General features: G+C 62.1%; 14 protein-coding genes. 7 read left to right on the forward strand and 7 right to left on the reverse strand.

Features of this window, described 5'->3' with window-relative positions; translation table 11 throughout:
- Positions 1–90: 90 nt before the first annotated feature.
- The 4 genes from FHS09_RS00505 to miaB form a co-directional block, all read right to left on the reverse strand.
- Positions 91–963, reverse strand: a complete 873-nt coding sequence (locus FHS09_RS00505) for a CorC family transporter (protein ID WP_221191709.1) — start codon at positions 961–963, stop codon at positions 91–93.
- 20 nt (positions 964–983) lie between these two features.
- On the reverse strand, positions 984–1,457 hold the full coding sequence (ybeY, locus tag FHS09_RS00510) for an rRNA maturation RNase YbeY (RefSeq protein WP_183455590.1): 474 nt from the start codon (positions 1,455–1,457) through the stop codon (positions 984–986).
- Positions 1,458–1,460: 3 nt separating this feature from the next.
- Positions 1,461–2,483, reverse strand: coding sequence for a PhoH family protein (locus FHS09_RS00515; protein WP_221191710.1), 1,023 nt, complete (start codon positions 2,481–2,483; stop codon positions 1,461–1,463).
- Between the two features lie 336 nt (positions 2,484–2,819).
- Positions 2,820–4,208, reverse strand: coding sequence for a tRNA (N6-isopentenyl adenosine(37)-C2)-methylthiotransferase MiaB (gene miaB / locus FHS09_RS00520; RefSeq protein WP_183455594.1), 1,389 nt, complete (start codon positions 4,206–4,208; stop codon positions 2,820–2,822).
- A gap of 181 nt (positions 4,209–4,389) precedes the next feature.
- On the opposite strand from miaB, the gene FHS09_RS00525 reads away from it, so the two are divergent.
- The 3 genes from FHS09_RS00525 to olsF all read left to right on the forward strand — a co-directional run bounded on the left by FHS09_RS00525 (position 4,390) and on the right by olsF (position 7,301).
- Positions 4,390–4,722: a DUF1820 family protein gene (locus tag FHS09_RS00525; protein ID WP_183455596.1), complete on the forward strand. Its 333-nt coding sequence runs from the start codon at positions 4,390–4,392 to the stop codon at positions 4,720–4,722.
- 117 nt (positions 4,723–4,839) lie between these two features.
- On the forward strand, positions 4,840–5,631 hold the full coding sequence (locus FHS09_RS00530; protein ID WP_183455598.1) for a UDP-2,3-diacylglucosamine diphosphatase: 792 nt from the start codon (positions 4,840–4,842) through the stop codon (positions 5,629–5,631).
- Positions 5,628–7,301, forward strand: a complete 1,674-nt coding sequence (gene olsF, locus FHS09_RS00535; protein ID WP_183455600.1) for a bifunctional ornithine lipid synthase OlsF — start codon at positions 5,628–5,630, stop codon at positions 7,299–7,301. The genes FHS09_RS00530 and olsF overlap by 4 nt, the downstream gene beginning before the upstream one ends.
- A gap of 199 nt (positions 7,302–7,500) precedes the next feature.
- Here olsF and FHS09_RS00540 read toward each other — a convergent pair whose 3' ends face one another.
- From FHS09_RS00540 to FHS09_RS00550, 3 genes are all read right to left on the reverse strand, one after another.
- On the reverse strand, positions 7,501–8,775 hold the full coding sequence (locus tag FHS09_RS00540) for an aspartate aminotransferase type Ic (protein WP_183455602.1): 1,275 nt from the start codon (positions 8,773–8,775) through the stop codon (positions 7,501–7,503).
- Between the two features lie 72 nt (positions 8,776–8,847).
- Positions 8,848–9,711: a DUF6279 family lipoprotein gene (locus tag FHS09_RS00545; protein ID WP_183455604.1), complete on the reverse strand. Its 864-nt coding sequence runs from the start codon at positions 9,709–9,711 to the stop codon at positions 8,848–8,850.
- 52 nt (positions 9,712–9,763) lie between these two features.
- The gene (locus tag FHS09_RS00550; protein WP_183455606.1) at positions 9,764–11,083 is read right to left on the reverse strand and encodes a phosphate ABC transporter substrate-binding protein; all 1,320 of its coding nucleotides are present in this window, start codon (positions 11,081–11,083) and stop codon (positions 9,764–9,766) included.
- A gap of 469 nt (positions 11,084–11,552) precedes the next feature.
- Between FHS09_RS00550 and nagK the strand changes: the two genes are divergently transcribed.
- From nagK to FHS09_RS00570, 4 genes are all read left to right on the forward strand, one after another.
- Positions 11,553–12,491, forward strand: coding sequence for an N-acetylglucosamine kinase (nagK, locus tag FHS09_RS00555; RefSeq protein ID WP_221191711.1), 939 nt, complete (start codon positions 11,553–11,555; stop codon positions 12,489–12,491).
- Between the two features lie 20 nt (positions 12,492–12,511).
- Positions 12,512–13,543, forward strand: coding sequence for a glucosamine-6-phosphate deaminase NagB-II (gene nagB-II / locus FHS09_RS00560; RefSeq protein WP_246394197.1), 1,032 nt, complete (start codon positions 12,512–12,514; stop codon positions 13,541–13,543).
- A gap of 22 nt (positions 13,544–13,565) precedes the next feature.
- A complete protein-coding gene (nagA, locus tag FHS09_RS00565) occupies positions 13,566–14,687 on the forward strand; it encodes an N-acetylglucosamine-6-phosphate deacetylase (protein ID WP_183455608.1) in 1,122 nt (373 codons plus the stop codon).
- A gap of 242 nt (positions 14,688–14,929) precedes the next feature.
- Entirely contained in the window at positions 14,930–16,249 is a 1,320-nt protein-coding gene (locus FHS09_RS00570) for a sugar MFS transporter (protein ID WP_183455610.1), read from the forward strand.
- Positions 16,250–16,291: the final 42 nt, after the last annotated feature.

Genomic DNA, 16,291 nt, shown 5'->3' on the forward strand with positions numbered 1-16,291 from the left:
CCCCGGATTGGCTCCAATTTTTGGTGCAGGCTTGATTCCGATTGTCGCTAGGTGCGCTGCGCTTATCCATCCCACGCCATTCCGCATTCCTCATTCCGCATTCATCATTCGGCTCACCCGCAGCAGGTGCACCTGCCGGTTGTCTGCATAGAGCACGCGGAAGGTGAAATTCCCCAGCCGGGTGACTTCGTCGCGCCCTGGCAGGTGGCCGAAGGACTGCATGACCAGGCCGCCGACGGTGTCGAACTCCTCGTCGCTGAGTTCGCAGTCGAAATAGTGGTTGAAATCCTCGATGGGGGTGAGGGCCTTGACGATAAAATCGTTGTCGCCCACCTTGCGGATAAAGCTGTCCGCTTCCTCCTCGTCGGTTTCGTCCTCGATCTCGCCGACGATTTCCTCGAGGATATCCTCGATGGTGACCACGCCGGAGACGCCGCCGTACTCGTCGATCACTACCGCCATATGGTAGCGGTTCTCGCGGAATTCGCGCAGCAGGATATTCAGGCGCTTGCTCTCGGGAATGATATTGGCCGGGCGGATGATGTCCTCGAGCTGGAATTCCTTCACGCCTTTCAGTACCAGCGGCAGCAGGTCCTTGGCCAGCAGGATACCGCGGATATCGTCCACGCTTTCACCGATTACCGGGAAGCGGGAGTGGCCGGATTCGATGATTTTGGGCAGGAACTCCTCGGGCTTGTCCTGCAGGCTGACCACCACCATCTGTGAGCGGGGGATCATGATTTCCCGCACCTGCTGGCTGGATACGTCCAGCGCGCCCTCGATGATGGACAGGGCCTCCGCGTCCACCAGTTGGTTTTCCGCGGCATCCTTGATGATATCCAGCAACTCGTCTCGGGATTTGGGCTCTGCGGAAAAAGCGCCGAGAAGCTTTTCCAGCCAGTTTTTCTCCCCCGATCGGGATTTGCCGGAAGAGCGACTACTTGGGGGTTCGTCTGTGGTCATGGATGTGGCCATGCTCCGGGTTACTCGTGTTCGTCCAATTCTTTTGCCGTATAGGGGTCGGGGAATCCCAATCCCTCCAGCAACCGGGTTTCCAGGCCTTCCATGATTTCCGCGTCCGCGTCCTCGATATGGTCGTAGCCCAGAAGGTGCAGTGTGCCATGGACCACCATGTGTGCCCAGTGCGCAGGGGGTTCTTTATGCTGCTGGTCCGCCTCCCGGGCGACCACCGGGGCGCAGATAACCAGGTCGCCGAGCAGGGGCAAGCCCAGCTCTTCGGGAAGATCGGCGGGGAAGGACAGGACGTTGGTGGGCTTGCCTTTGCCGCGATAGCGCCTGTTGAGCGCGAGGCTTTCGTCCTCGTCGACGATGCGCACACTGAGTTCCGCGGATTCGCGCGCATCGCCGATCGCGGCGCGCGCCCAAGCCGCTATCTGTTCATCGCTGGGAAGGCCGGAGCAGCGGCTGGGCCGCTGCACGTCGAGTCGAAGATCCATGCGCTAGGCTGCGTCTTCGTCTGGTTTGCCGGCCAGGGCGTCGCGGGCCGCTTCGTAGGTATCGTAGGCCTCGACGATGCGCTGTACCAGCGGGTGGCGGACCACGTCCTTGGCACCGAAATGGGTGAAGCTGATGCCGTTCACCTTGCCCAGTACCTCGATGGCGTGGCGCAGGCCGGAGGCCTGGCCGCGAGGCAGGTCGATCTGGCTGGGGTCGCCGGTGATGACCGCGGTGGAGCCGAAACCGATGCGGGTCAGGAACATCTTCATCTGCTCCCGGGTGGTGTTCTGGCTCTCGTCGAGAATCACGAAGGCGTTGTTCAGGGTGCGCCCGCGCATATAGGCCAGCGGTGCCACCTCGATCACATTGCGCTCGATCAGTTTGCCCACGGTCTCGAAACCGAGCATCTCGTAGAGGGCGTCGTACAGTGGGCGCAGGTAGGGGTCCACCTTCTGGCTCAGGTCGCCGGGGAGGAAGCCGAGTTTTTCGCCGGCCTCTACCGCCGGCCGCACCAGCAGGATGCGTTCCACCTGGTCCTTCAGCAGGGCCTCTACCGCGCAGGCCACTGCCAGATAGGTCTTGCCGGTACCCGCTGGGCCCACGCCGAAGTTGATGTCGTTGTTCTGCACCGCGCGGACATACTTGCGCTGGTTGAGACCGCGCGGGCGCACGGAGCATTTCTTGGTGCGGATCAGCACCACCTGTTCCGTTTCCGCGCCCTCGCTCGCCGGCTTCTCCAGCAACTCCTCGACGCCGGACTCCTGCAGGGCGAGGTGGACTTCGTTCGGTGTCAGGTGGTCGCGGTCGCCGGTTTCCCGATACAGAGAACTGAGCAGTTCGCCGGCGGCGCGGGCGGAGTCGGGCTCCCCGTAAAAGGCAAACTGATTGCCGCGATTGCGGATCTCAATATCCAATCGCTGTTCAATCTGGCGCAGGTGTTGATCGAATTGGCCACAGAGGCTGGCCAGGCGGCGGGCGTCGTTGGGCTCAAGAGTGATACTGTGAGCAAGGGTATGAGTTTCCAAATTGGTTTCCGGCACCTTTGTTTAAGGGATTCATTGCTAGGGTATACCCATTTTCCCAGTATGGGAAAGGGGAGAGTGTGACGAATAGATTCTAAGCAGTCTGAACTCTTATACCGTTGAGGTATTACAGTAATTGTAGGAGCGGTCCGGCCGGGAGCGGTCCGGCCGGGAGCGGTCCGGCCGGGAGCGGTCCGGCCGGGAGCGGTCCGGTCGGGAGCGGTCCGGTCGGGAGCGGTCCGGTCGGGAGCAGCCGTTGGTCGCGATCTGACTTTGCGGATACACCAGATATCGATCGCGGCCAACGGCCGCTCCTACAGGGGGAGATCTGGGGGTAAGTCAGAGTGAACCGTCCAATTCCGAGGCCACCAGGACCCCGCGCAGCGAGTTGGGCAGTGCCTCCTCGATCAGCACATCCGCGAACCTGCCGATCAGCCCCAGGTCGCCGGCGCGAAAGTTGACCACCCGGTTGTTCTCGGTGCGCCCCTGCAATTGCCCCGGGTCCTTGCGTGATACGCCGGTGACCAGTACCCCCTCGGTATTCCCCACCATGCGCCGCGAAATGGCCGCGGCCTGCTGGTTGAGGCGGTTCTGCAGCAGTTGCAGGCGCTGCTTCTTGACCTCCGCGGGAGTGTCGTCCGGCAGATCCGCCGCCGGGGTGCCCGGGCGCGGCGAGTAGATGAAGCTGAAGGACGTATCGAAACCCACCTCCTGGATCAGGTTCATGGTGGCCTCGAAGTCGCGCTCGGTCTCGCCGGGAAAGCCGATGATAAAGTCCGAAGACAGGGAGATGTCCGGGCGGATTTTCTTCAGCCTGCGGAGCTTGGATTTGTACTCCAGCGCTGTGTGGCCGCGCTTCATCGCCATCAGGATGCGGTCGGAGCCGCTCTGCACCGGCAGGTGCAGGTGGTTCACCAGCTCCGGCACTTCGGCGTAGACATCGATCAGCGCGTCGGAGAACTCCACAGGGTGGGAGGTGGTATAACGGATGCGGTCGATGCCGTCGATCGCTGCCACATAAGTGATCAGTTCGGCGAAATCGACGATCTGGCCGTCGCTGCCCCCTTCACCACGATAGCCGCGATAGGCGTTCACATTCTGCCCCAGCAGGTTCACCTCGCGCACCCCCTGGTCCGCCAGGTGCGCCACTTCTTCCAGCACGTCCCCCACCGGACGGCTCACTTCCTCACCGCGGGTGTAGGGCACCACGCAGAAGGTGCAGTACTTGGAGCAACCCTCCATAATCGAAACAAAAGCGGTGGCGCCGTCCGCCTCCGGCTGTGGCAGGCGGTCGAATTTCTCGATTTCCGGGAAGCTGACGTCCACCACTACGGCGCCGTTCTTCTGTGCTCTGGTCTGCATCATCTCCGGCAGCCGGTGCAGGGTCTGGGGGCCGAAGATCAGGTCCACGTGGGGCGCGCGCTTGGCGATGGCCTCGCCCTCCTGGCTGGCCACGCAGCCGCCCACACCGATGATCAGGTCGGGATTCTTCTCCTTCAGGTGCTTCCAGCGGCCCAGTTGGTGGAACAGTTTTTCCTGGGCCTTTTCGCGGATGGAACAGGTGTTGACCAGCAGTACGTCCGCGTCTTCCGGATCGTCGGTGGGCACCATGGCGTGGGACTCTCCGAGCAGGTCGCGCATGCGCGACGAATCGTACTCGTTCATCTGGCAGCCGTGGGTCTTGATATAGAGCTTTTTCACCCTTGTTTGGGGCGTGGTTTCGGACATATCGCGCCTGGTCAAAAACTGTTCAGTCAAAATGGTGGGGCATTATAGCGATACCGTCCCGGACTGCATAGACGGCTATATTTGGGGCTGTTATCCTTGCCCGCTTTTTCGAGCGGAGCTCCGACCCGGAGGGGCCTGTTAACACTACTATTTCCCTGGCCAGGATCTTTTTGAGACGCATATGGCGAATCCTATCTACAAAGTCATCTTTCACAACCAGAACCAGGTGTACGAGCTCTACGCCCGGGCCATCTACCAGAGCGATATGTACGGCTTTATCGAGGTGGAGGAGTTTGTCTTTGGCGAGAAGGCTCAACTGGTGGTCGACCCCAGCGAGGAGAAGCTCAAGAGCGAATTCGCCTCGGTGACCCGCTCCTATATCCCCATGCACAGTATCGTGCGTATCGACGAGGTGGAAAAGGAAGGCGTGGGCAAGATCGTCGAGGCCAAGGGCGACAAGGTCACCCAGTTCCCGTTTCCCGCCCCCATGCGCCATCCCGGCGATACCGAGTAGCGCTCCGTCCGGCCACCAGAGGCCGGGCGTTCCCTGCAATACAAGCTTCAACTGACCGTCGCTTTTTTGTAAGAAAAGCCCTGCAAAGTTACCCCAATCGAAAGTTGGGACTTTGCTATGAGCAACCGCTATCGCGCACTCTGGATCTCCGACGTGCACCTGGGCAGCCGGGACAGCGAGCCGCAACGGCTGGCGGATTTCCTGGCCCAGAACCGCGCCGACACCGTCTACCTGGTCGGCGATATCTTCGATATGAAAGCCCTGTCCCAGGGCCGCGGCAGCTGGTGCCAGGCCTCCTCCCTGTTGCTGGGCATGCTGTCTGAACTCTCCAGTCGGACGCCTGAAGTTATCTATATTCCCGGCAACCACGATGCGCCTATGCGCAGCTGGGCGGGCAAGCGCCTGGGCAATATCCGCGTGGAGCGCGATTGGGTGCACACCGCGAGGGACGGCAAACGCTACTGGGTCACCCACGGCGACCAGTTCGAGCACCAGATCAATATCAATCCCATCAGCTACCACATCGGCGACCACAGCTACTACCTGATGCTGCGCCTGAACCGCTGGATCAACTACTGGCGCGGGCGCTTCGACAAGCCCTGGTGGTCCCTGGCCAACCATGTGAAGAATCGCGTGCAGGCGGCGAAGCGCATGATGCACAGCTTCGAGGAAGTCGCCATTCGCGAGACCGGCCGCCGCGGCCTGGACGGGGTGATTTGCGGGCACATCCACCGCGCCGGCATCCGCCACAGCGGCGCCGGGGGACAGGAAATCACTTACGCCAACTGCGGCGACTGGGTGGATTCCATGACCGCCGTGGTGGAGCAGCCCGACGGCTGCCTGGAACTGCTGCACTGGCACCGAGCGCCCAAACTGGCGCACATCATGACGGAGGCGGTGGCGGCATGATTCAACTTGAAAACCTGTTGCAGAAAAATCCCTGGTACAGCGCTGCACCGCAGAAGCCTTCGCGCCGGCTGGCCTCTGCGGCGCTGAAGAAAATCTGCTGCGAGGAGCAGATCCGGACCTTCAGTCGCTGCTACCCGCATCTGGGTGGGTTGGATTTTATCCGCCAGGTGTTCGCCTACTTCAATTTCCGTTACGACATAAACCCCTCTGAGCTGGAGCGGATTCCCACTACCGGCCCTTTGGTGATCGTTTCCAACCACCCGCTGGGCAGTCTCGACGGCCTGGCGCTGATCGATATGGTGGCGCGGGTACGCAAAGATGTGAAAGCAGTGGCCAGCCAACTACTGTGGAATATTGAACCACTGCGCTCCTACCTGCTACCGGTAGACAACTTCAACGGGCGCACCCGACGCTCGGATGTGGAGGGGATCTACCAGCACTTGAACAGCGGTGGAGTCATCATCGTTTTTCCCGCCGGCGAGGTATCCCGGCTCACGCCCCAGGGCGTGCGTGACGGACGCTGGAACCCGGGCTTTGCGCGCTTCGCGGAGAAAACCGGCGCGCCGATACTGCCGGTGCAGGTGCGCGGGCGCAATTCCCTGTGGTTCTACGGCCTCTCCATGGTCAACAAGCCATTGTCGACCCTGTGGCTGGTGCGCGAGATGTTCAAGCAGACCAGCCGGGGCATCGATATCCGCATCGGCAGTGCGGTGGCGGCGGAGCACTTTCGCGACTGGCCGCTGACACCCCGCGCCCAGGCCAACCTGTGGCGCCGGTATGTACACCGGCTGCACAAATCCCCGCGCCCGCTGGGCCCGAAAATCATTGCCCCCGCGGAGCCTGGGGAAGAGGTGGCGCAGGTGATGGACAGCTGCGACACCCTGATCGAGCAGAGTGATTTTGCGGTCAAGCTCTACCGCCAGCGGCCGGACTGCCCGGTGATGCGCGAGTTGTCGCGCATTCGCGAAATCGCCTTCCGCGCGGTGGGCGAGGGCACCGGCCACAGCCGCGACTGGGATGCCTTCGACGCCCACTACGACCATCTGCTGTTGTGGGACCGGGAAAAGAAACAGATCGCCGGCGCCTATCGCCTGGCGAAAACCGACCGCCTGGAATCGGAGCAGATCTACAGCAGTACCCTGTTCAACTACCCGCGCCCGCCGCGGCAGTGCCTGCCCGGCTCCGCGGAACTGGGGCGCAGCTTCCTGCTTCCGGAGTACTGGCGCGGCCGCGGCCTGGACCTGCTGTGGTCCGGTATCGGCCGCTGGGTGGGGCGCTATGGAGTGCGCTATCTGTTCGGCCCCGTGTCCATGCCGGGAAATTTTTCCGTGCGCGCCAAGTCGGCGATAGTGCGTTATTTTCTGCACCACTTCGCTACCGATGAGCCGCTGGGGGACGCGCGCCTGCCTTTTGCGGAGGCGCGGGAGGATTTGCCGGTACTGAGTGGCGATGCCGGCGAGGATATGGCGCAGCTGAAAAAAATCCTGAAGGAAGAGGGGGTGATGTTGCCGCCGCTCTTCAAGAAGTATGCCTCGGTCACCCGGCCCGGCGGCACCAGCTTTCACGCCTTCAATGTGGACCCGGATTTCTGTGATTCGGTGGACGGACTGGTGGTGGTGGACCTGGAGCAGGTGGATCCGAAATTCGCCAGGCGCTATCTCGACGGCTGAATATCAAGGTTAACTCGTCATACCGGCGCAGGCCGGTATCCAGTCAGTGGCGCCGGGGTTCCGGCCTACGCCGGGAATGACGAAAGCACGTTGTAGGAGCGGCCGTTGGCCGCGATCGGTGACGGGAAAATTCCGAGACCAATTGCGGCCAACGGCGGATGGCCGCCCCGCCGCTCCTACAGGGTAAAGTTCTCCAGCCCTAAAGCATCCCCAACTGCTTGCGCACACTGGCCAGCTTCACGCAGAGCACAAACACCGACATGGCGGTATCCAGTTCCTCCAGGGGGGGGAAGCTGGGAGCGATGCGGATATTGCGGTCCTCGGGGTCTTTGCCGTAGGGGAAGGTGGCGCCGGCGGGGGTGAGTTTGACACCGGCATCCGCAGCCAGTTGGATCACCGCCGCGGCGCAGCCGGGGCGGGTATTGAAAGAAACGAAATAGCCACCTTTGGGTTCTTCCCAGGTGCCCAGGTCCGTATCCGCAAAGGCCTTTTCCAACTGGCTCTGCACACATTCGAATTTCGGGTTGAGTATCTGCGCGTGCTTCTGCATATGCTCCCGGAGTAGGGTGAACTCGCCGAAAAAGCGCGAGTGGCGCAGTTGGTTCACCTTGTCCGGGCCGATGGTCATGGCCTGCATCTGCTTTTTCAGCGAGGCCAGGTTGGCTTCGCTGGCGCTGACAAAGGCGAGGCCGGCACCGGCATGGGTCACCTTGGAAGTGGAGGCGAACTGCAGCACCGAGTCGCCGGTGTCGTTCTCGTGGGTGGCCTCGCGAATACCGGGCAGATTGACCTGATGCTCCAGGTCGTGAATCGCGTAGGCGTTGTCCCAGAAGATGCGGAAGCCGGGGTTGGCGAACTGGCCCAACTGCGCCAGGCGGTCCACGGTCTCCTTGTCGTAGGTAACCCCGGTGGGGTTGGAGAATTTGGGCACGCACCAGATGCCGATGATTTCGGAGTCCCCGCGGATCTGCTCTTCCACCGCGTCCATATCCGGGCCCGTGGCGGTCATGGGGACATTCACCATGCCGATGCCCAGCTGTTCGCAGATGGAGAAGTGGCGGTCGTAGCCGGGCACCGGGCAGAGGAACTTGGGCGACTTCATCTCCCGCCAGGGGGTATTGCCGGCAAAGCCGAACAGGTAGCCGGTGAGCACCGCGTGGTACATCAGGGTGAGGGAGCTGTTGCCGGCGGCCATCACTTCTTCGGTGGGGACCTGCAGGATATCCGCGCCCAGTTCGCGGGCGCACTGCAGGCCCTCGAGGCCGCCGTAGTTGCGCGTATCGGTGCCGTCGGCGGCGCGGTAGTCTCCGTTGAGAATCCCGTCCAGCCCGTCCGACAGGTGCAACTGGTCCGCGGAGGGTTTTCCGCGGGTCAGGTCCAGGCTCAATTCGTGTTGGCAGATACGCTGGTACTGCGCGCTCAGTTCACTTTCCCACTCTTGCAACTGGTCGCTTCTGGCGGAGTCGATACGCACGGGGTTTCCTCGTTTGGTTTGGCCGGTGAATGGAAGCGGCGAGCTTAGCAGTTTCGCGGGAGCTCTTGCATCCTATTCGTGGGAGAGGCTGCGAAAATCCCCGGCGTGGCTGCGCAGTGCGGCCTCCAGGTGCAGGCGCTGCTCGGGGGTGATGGTGGCGAGTATGCGTTCGCTCAGGGAGCGGATTTGCCGGTGGCGCTGGTCCTGCATCCGGCGGTACTCCTCGGACCAGAGTTGCTGGGGATTTACGATGAGGTCGCGCAGCTGTTGCAGGTAGCCCTCGGGCTTGCGGCGCAGGAGTTCGATAACGCGGGCCTGCCACAGCTGGCGCTGCTGGTCGCGCAGCAGCGGGTTGTATGCCGCCTGCGCGACCCATTCGGCGATCAGGGCTTCCTGTTCGCCGCTGAGTTTGCCGAGCCAGCGTCGGCTGTGTTTGCGTATCTGTTTCAGCCGGCGGCGCTGTATTTTTTCCGGTGAGCGCCATTTCTCCAGCGATTCCTCGCGCTTTTCCTGCAGATTCTCCTCCAACTCATCGATCTGGCCGCTGTCCAGTGTCGCGGCCAATGGCAGCAGGAGGTCGTAGAACTGGGTGCTGGCGGTGTCCCAGAAAACGCGCACCTGCTTTTCCACGGTTTGCAGTTCGGCCGAAGTGAACTGGCTCTGCTGTACCCGGTCGGCCAGCTGTTCCAGGTAGTTGGCGTAGTCGGGGAGTTGGGTCTGCCGATGCCAGCGGTGGAAGCTGTCGAGTGCCGCCGCCAACTGCTGCTTCTGGGTGCCCTTGAGGTCGACATAATCGTCCAGCTGCCAGCGTATCCAGCGGTCCATATGGTTATAGGCGAGCTGCACGCTGGAACAGCTGGCCAGTAGCAACAACAGGGTTGTGGCCGGAAGCAGGCGCAGTATCCGGTCCGGCAGTTGATTTGCCCCTAGGGTCATAGGTTCTTCCTTGTGGCGGTCACCCGGTAAGCCGACCACAAGCATAGCCGAGTCAGTTTATCCATACCTCCACGCGGCTGTTCTTCACCGGTGCCCGCTGGCTGTCCGCGGTAAGGGGGGCGAAGGCGCCGAGGGCCAGTACCCGGCTGTCGCCAAACTGGTGTTCGCGCAGCAGCGCGCCCTGCACCTTGAGGGCGCGAAAACGCGAGATGATATCGGCGATAGTGCTGTTGGCCTTCTGGTCGGAGAAGCCGACGAGGGTCAGGCTCAGTTCGCGGTTGGCGTGCTCTTCCATAAACGTCTGCAGTCGCCGCAGGTCCTTGAGCGCTCGGCTGTCCAGCTCCGAGCTGCTGTCGGCGAAGCGGAATGAGATGCTCAGGCGCTCGCCGGAGGCCATCAACTCGCGGTAGGCGTTGGGGGCGTTGGGGTAGGGGGGAATTTTCAGTGCGACCGGCGTGAGATCGATAAACCCCGATTCGGCCACAAGGCGTTGCCCCGCCGGCGATTCGGTGAAGTGCAGGAAGTCGTCGACCCGGGGCCTGTGCCGGCTGGGATTCTTGTACAGGTAGAGCCGGCGGGTGAGGGGGAAATCCTCGGTGGCGATAATGCCCGGGTCCGGCACCACCGCCGCCAACTTGCCGGCCTTGATGGCCAGCTTTTTGACGTCTCCGGCATCGGCGTAGGGCAGGTAGCCGATGGCGCCGGCCTGTTGCAGGACTATCTGGTGGGTCTCCGCGTTGCCGGACACTTCGTACACCCCTGCGGCGGGGTGGCTGCCGCCAAAAACCTCTTCATCGAAAGTGGCCCGGGTGCCGGACTCGGTGTCCCGGTGCAGGGGGCGGACAGGCAGGTCGGCGCCGCCCAGTTCGCGCCAGTTGCGGATTTCACCCCGGTAGATTTTGCGCAACTGTGCGATGCTCAGCTGGGATACCGGGTTGTCGGGATGGACCGCCACCACCAGCGCGTCCAGGCCGATCACGTGCTCCGCCCCGGCGCCGGCCAGGTCGCCGAAACGCGCCAGCATCTCCACCTCACTCTGCTTGATTCTGCGGGAGGCCATGCCGATATCGGCACTGTCGCTGTTCAGCGCTTTGAAGCCGGTGCTGGAGCCGAGAGCCACGACGGGCACTTCCACAGCGCGGCCTTTGAGTTGTGCACTGATCCAGTGGCGCTCGCCCTCGCTGCGTTGTCGGATGTTTTCCGCGCCGAGGTGTTGCAGATAACCTTTTACCAGCAAGGGGGCCAGTTCGGCGCCGATGGTGTTGGAGCCGGTGAGTCGAAACAGTGTTTGTGTTTCCGCGATCAGCGGATTTGCCAGCAGCAGCTGGCAGAACAGCAGCGCGATACCCCCGCGCCTGATCGAACTCCCCATCGGCGACCTCCTGTGTTTTTGGCCGCCGGTTTATCGCAGAAAAACGTGACGAAATTATTACAATTTGGTGAACGGCATTCCCCTGCAGGAAGGCCCTGCATGGTGCCCCTCAGGAGCCTGCTTACAGGCGAAGAGGACAGAACTCCGCCGCACGCCACATCATCCGCAGGTGCGGATAAGTGCCGGCTGCGGCGCCGTGGATATGAGCTGGTACACAAGAACCTATATACTTCACCAACGCCAGCATGGAACCTGTGTTTTTTGAACAGCAAGGAACTCGGTCGGCGCCCTCTGTTGGCGATTTTTACAGAAACTGGATGACAACGCTGTCATTTCTACTGTAGTATCTCCCCTATATTGGCATTGGCGCCACTCGTCGTGGGTGTGCGTCGGCCGGGTTTCCGGGGGAAATGTATTGGGAAGCCCGGTAAAGACACATAACAATACAAAATCTTAGAGGCCGATACAGATGGTTGCTTTGAGAGACAGGGGTACACTTTTTATTGGCATCGACGGCGGCGGCAGCAAATGTCGCGCCTCTGTCGTGGATGCCGACAATCGCCTGCTCGGTACCGGTGTCGCCGGCCCGGCCAACCCGCTGCACGGCTACGCCCAGACCATCGACTCCATCGTGCGCTCCGCCGCCCTCGCGCTCGCCGACGCCAAGCTGCCGCCGGAAACCCTGGGAGAGCTGGTGGCGGGCGTGGGCCTGGCCGGTGTAAATATGCCGCGCCTGTACAACGAGATGGCCTCCTGGGCCAATCCCTTCCGGAAAATGTACCTCACCACCGACCAACACTCGGCTTGCCTCGGCGCCCACCGTGGCGGCGACGGCGCGGTGATCATCGCCGGCACCGGCTCCTGTGGCTACGCCTGGGTCAACGGCCGCAGTAAATTGATCGGCGGCCACGGCTTTCCCCACGGTGACAAGGGCAGCGGCGCCTGGATGGGCATGGAGGCGGTCAAGTACCTGTTCCTGGCCCTGGACGGCCTGGCGGAGGATTCGCGCCTTAAGGGCGAGCTGCTCCAGGTCCTGGACAGCAGTGACGCCAACGAAGTGTTCGAGAAGATCGGCGGCAAATCCTCCAGTCACTACGCGCGTCTGGCGGTGCCGGTGATCGAGTGCGCGGAGGCCGGCGATCCGGTGGCGGTGTCCATCGTGCGCGACGGCGCCGCCTATATCAGCGCCCTGGCGGACAAGCTGCTGGAACTGAATCCGCCCCGCCTGTCCATGATCGGCGGCCTGGCGCCCCGCCTGCGACCCTGGCTCGCCCACCATGTGGTGAAGCGCCTGGCGGAGCCGCTGGATGCGCCGGAAATCGGCTGTGTTTATTTCGCGCAGCAATCCCTGGCCCGGGATGCTGGAGAATCTGGGAAAAACACCGGCAGCAAAGCGCTGTTTGGCTGATCGAGGAGCAGAGACTTTCCATGACTGCAGCAACTCCCTCCGAGGCGACACCGATGGCCACCACCGTAATGGAAACCGAAGCCCGCGAAGCACCGGGGCGCATCGCCGAGCAATTGCGCAACAACGTCGACACCATGGCGCAACTGGGCGAGCGCCTGCGCCGCGAGCCGCCGCGTTTTGTGATGATCGTGGGGCGCGGTTCCTCCGACCACGCCGGGGTTTTTGCCAAGTACCTGATCGAGATCGAAACGGGTACGCCTACCTTCGCCGCGGCGCCTTCGGTATCCAGCGTATACGGCAGAAAGCTCAAGCTGGAGGGTGCGCTGGTGCTGGTGATCTCCCAGTCCGGTCGCAGCCCGGACATCCTCGCCCAGGCCAGAATGGCAAAAGAGGCGGGCGCCTACACGGTGGCGCTGGTCAACGACGAAACGGCGCCCATCGGCGATATCGTCGACCTGATGGTGCCGCTGAAGGCCGGGCCGGAAAAAGCGGTCGCCGCCACCAAGAGCTACCTGGCGACCCTCTCCGCGGTGCTGCAGCTGGTGGCCAACTGGACTCGCGACGAGGAATTGCTCGACGCGGTGGGCACACTGCCGCAGACCCTGGAAGAGGCGGTCCACTCCGACATCCAGCTGCGACCGGAGGACCTGGCGTCGGTAAAAAACCTGGTGGTGCTGGGCCGCGGCCCCGGCTATGCCATTACCCGGGAGCTGGCCCTGAAGCTGAAGGAAGTATGCAATATCCACGCGGAGTCTTTCTCCAGCGCGGAATTCCTGCACGGTCCGGTGACCCTGGTGGAGCAGAAGCTCACCGTGGTCAACGTGCCCATCGAGGACGAATCCTTCGAGGCACACAGCGAGCAGATCGCCGACATCATCCGCCGCGGCGGCACCCTGGTGAACCTGCACGTGCCGAGCAAGGGGGTGCATCCGCGAGTGGCTCCGCTGGCGCTGCTGCAACGTTTTTATATCGACGTGGCCCATGTGGCGATCAGCCGCGGCATCAACCCGGACGAACCCGCCGGGCTGAAAAAAGTCACCCGGACCCTTTGACCCGCTGAATTTGGAGTTTCCTGTGGCGCGCACACTGATCGCGGAACAGCTTTTCGACGGCGAACAGATGCATCGCGATGTTTCGCTCGTTGTGGACGACAAGGGGCGTATTCAGTCCCTGGGCGGCGAGGCGGCCGCCGCTGCGGAGCGCCTTAAAGGCCTGTTGGCCCCGGGGCTGGTGGACGTACAGGTCAATGGCGGCGGCGGGGTACTGTTCAACAACGACCCCAGCGTGGACGCGCTGGGCAAAATTGGCGCGGCTCACGCGCGTTACGGCACCACTGGATTTTTGCCCACCTTGATCACCGACCGGGTGGACGTGATGTTACGGGCCGCAGATGCGGTCAGCACCGCCTTGCGTGAGGGTGTGCCCGGTGTGCTGGGGGTGCATTTCGAGGGGCCGCACCTGAGCGAGCCGAAGAAGGGCACCCATGAAGCGGACTTTATCCGTCCCCTCAGCGAAGAGGAGCTGGCCATCTACGCCCGCGACGACCTGGGGGTCAAGGTGGTCACCCTGGCACCGGAAAATGTCGCGGTGGACGATATCCGCAAGCTGGTTTCCCTGGGCGTTAAAGTCTGCCTGGGCCATTCCAATGCCGACGGCGCGACGGCCGCGGCGGCAGTGGCGGTGGGGGCCACGGGCTTTACCCATTTGTTCAATGCCATGTCGCCGCTGCAGTCCCGCGAGCCGGGGATGGTGGGAACAGCGCTGATCACCGACGACGCCTGGTGCGGACTGATCGCCGACGGCCACCACGTCTGCGCCGAGGCCATGCAGTTGGCGCTCAAGGCCAAGCCGCGTGGAAAAATCATGCTGGTAACCGATGCCATGTCCCTGGTGGGCAGCGACGAAACCAGTTTTCCATTATTTGATCGGGTGGTGACCCGGGAGGGTGACAGGCTTACCTCAACCACCGGTGAACTGGCCGGGTCACACCTGGATATGATTGGGGCTGTACGCAATATCCGCGACTGGTGTGGTGTGGAGTTGGCCGAGGCGCTGCGCATGGGCGCTCTCTACCCGGCGCAGTTTTTGGGGCTGAAAGCCGGCCGATTGGAAGCCGGCGGGCCTGCAGACATGGTTTTGCTGAATGAGAAGTTAGAGGTTGAGAAAACCTGGATAGGTGGCAGGAAAGTTTTTTAGAGCCTGTTTGGAATCTCGCGCGAAACTCGCCCGGCCGGTATGGATGCCTCTTTCCGGGACCGTATGAGGCATGGATGCCGATTACGAGCGTACAGGGACGTATTTAAGGGGGGCGCCCAGCCCGTGTCTCGGAAAGAGGCATCCATACCGGCCCCGCACTGAGGTCGAATTTTCGAAGCCTTTGAACAGGCTCTTAAAAATAAATTTCCAAAAAACATCATAACGATAAAGAAGGTGCTCCTATGGAAACCGCAGTAGCAACCCAGAGTAGGTCGAGAAGCAGTCTGTTGCCGATGGCGATTATCGGTATGTTGTTTTTTATTTTTGGTTTTGTCACCTGGCTGAACGGGTCACTGATCCCGTTTTTGAAAATCCTGTGCAACCTGAATGATTTTCAGGCCCTGTTCGTCACCTTCGCCTTTTATATCGCCTACACGGTGATGGCACTGCCGATGTCGTATATCCTGCGCCGCACCGGCTACAAGGATGGTATGGCGATTGGCCTGGCAATTATGGCGGCAGCGTCATTGGTATTTATCCCCGCGGCGCAGACGGGCAGCTTTCCGATATTTCTGCTGGGGCTGTTCGGCCTCGGCGCCGGTTTGACTATCCTGCAGACCGCTTCCAATCCCTACGTGGTCAGGCTCGGCCCGGCGGAAAGCGCGGCTACGCGCATCGCGGTGATGGGGATTCTAAACAAGGGCGCGGGGGTGCTCGCTCCGATCGCATTTACCGCCCTGGTACTCTCGGGGCTGAGCGATTTCAATACCGAGGCGATTGCCCGGCTGGAAGAGGCGGAGCGCTCAGCGAAACTGGAAGAGGTGTCCAGCCGCCTGGTCATGCCTTATATCTACATGGCCATCATGCTGTCGCTGCTGGTGGGGCTGGTCAAATTTTCCGGCCTGCCGGATATCGAGGAAGACAAGACCGAAGACAGCGAAAGCAAATCCGGTGTCTTGCAATTTCCCCAGGTAGTTCTGGGCGCGCTGGCGCTGTTCACATACGTGGGCGTGGAGGTGATCGCCGGCGACACCATCGGCCTGTACGGCGAGCGCCTGGGCCTGGCCAACTTCTCCTCGCTGACTTCCTACACCATGGTGTTTATGGTGATCGGCTACCTGATCGGGGTCTTCGGTATTCCACGCTTTATCGGCCAGCAGCAGGCCCTGCTGGGTTCCGCCGTCGCCGGCAGCCTCTGTGTCCTGGGTGCGGTATTCGGCTCTTCCGAAAGTACCGGGATCGCCGGCGTGCTGTGGGGCTGGAGCGGTGTTCCGGTTGTACCCGATACCGTGACCTTTGTCGCGCTGATGGGCCTGGCCCATGCGCTGGTATGGCCCTCCATCTGGCCGCTGGCGCTGGAGGGGCTGGGCAGGTTTACCGCCCAGGGCTCCGCACTGCTGATTATGGGGATCGCCGGCGGCGCGATCATTCCGCTGTTCGGCTTTGGCCCCATAGCGGAGGCCACTGGTGAAACCCGGATGGGGTACTGGATCGCGCTACCCTGCTATCTGTTTATCCTGTTCTACGCACTCAAGGGGCACAAGATGCGCAGCTGGAAGTAGCGCGCCTCTTATCTAGTCATCCTGCCCTCCCTGTGAGGGCTT

Source organism: Microbulbifer rhizosphaerae, assembly GCF_014191725.1.
GTDB lineage: Bacteria > Pseudomonadota > Gammaproteobacteria > Pseudomonadales > Cellvibrionaceae > Microbulbifer > Microbulbifer rhizosphaerae.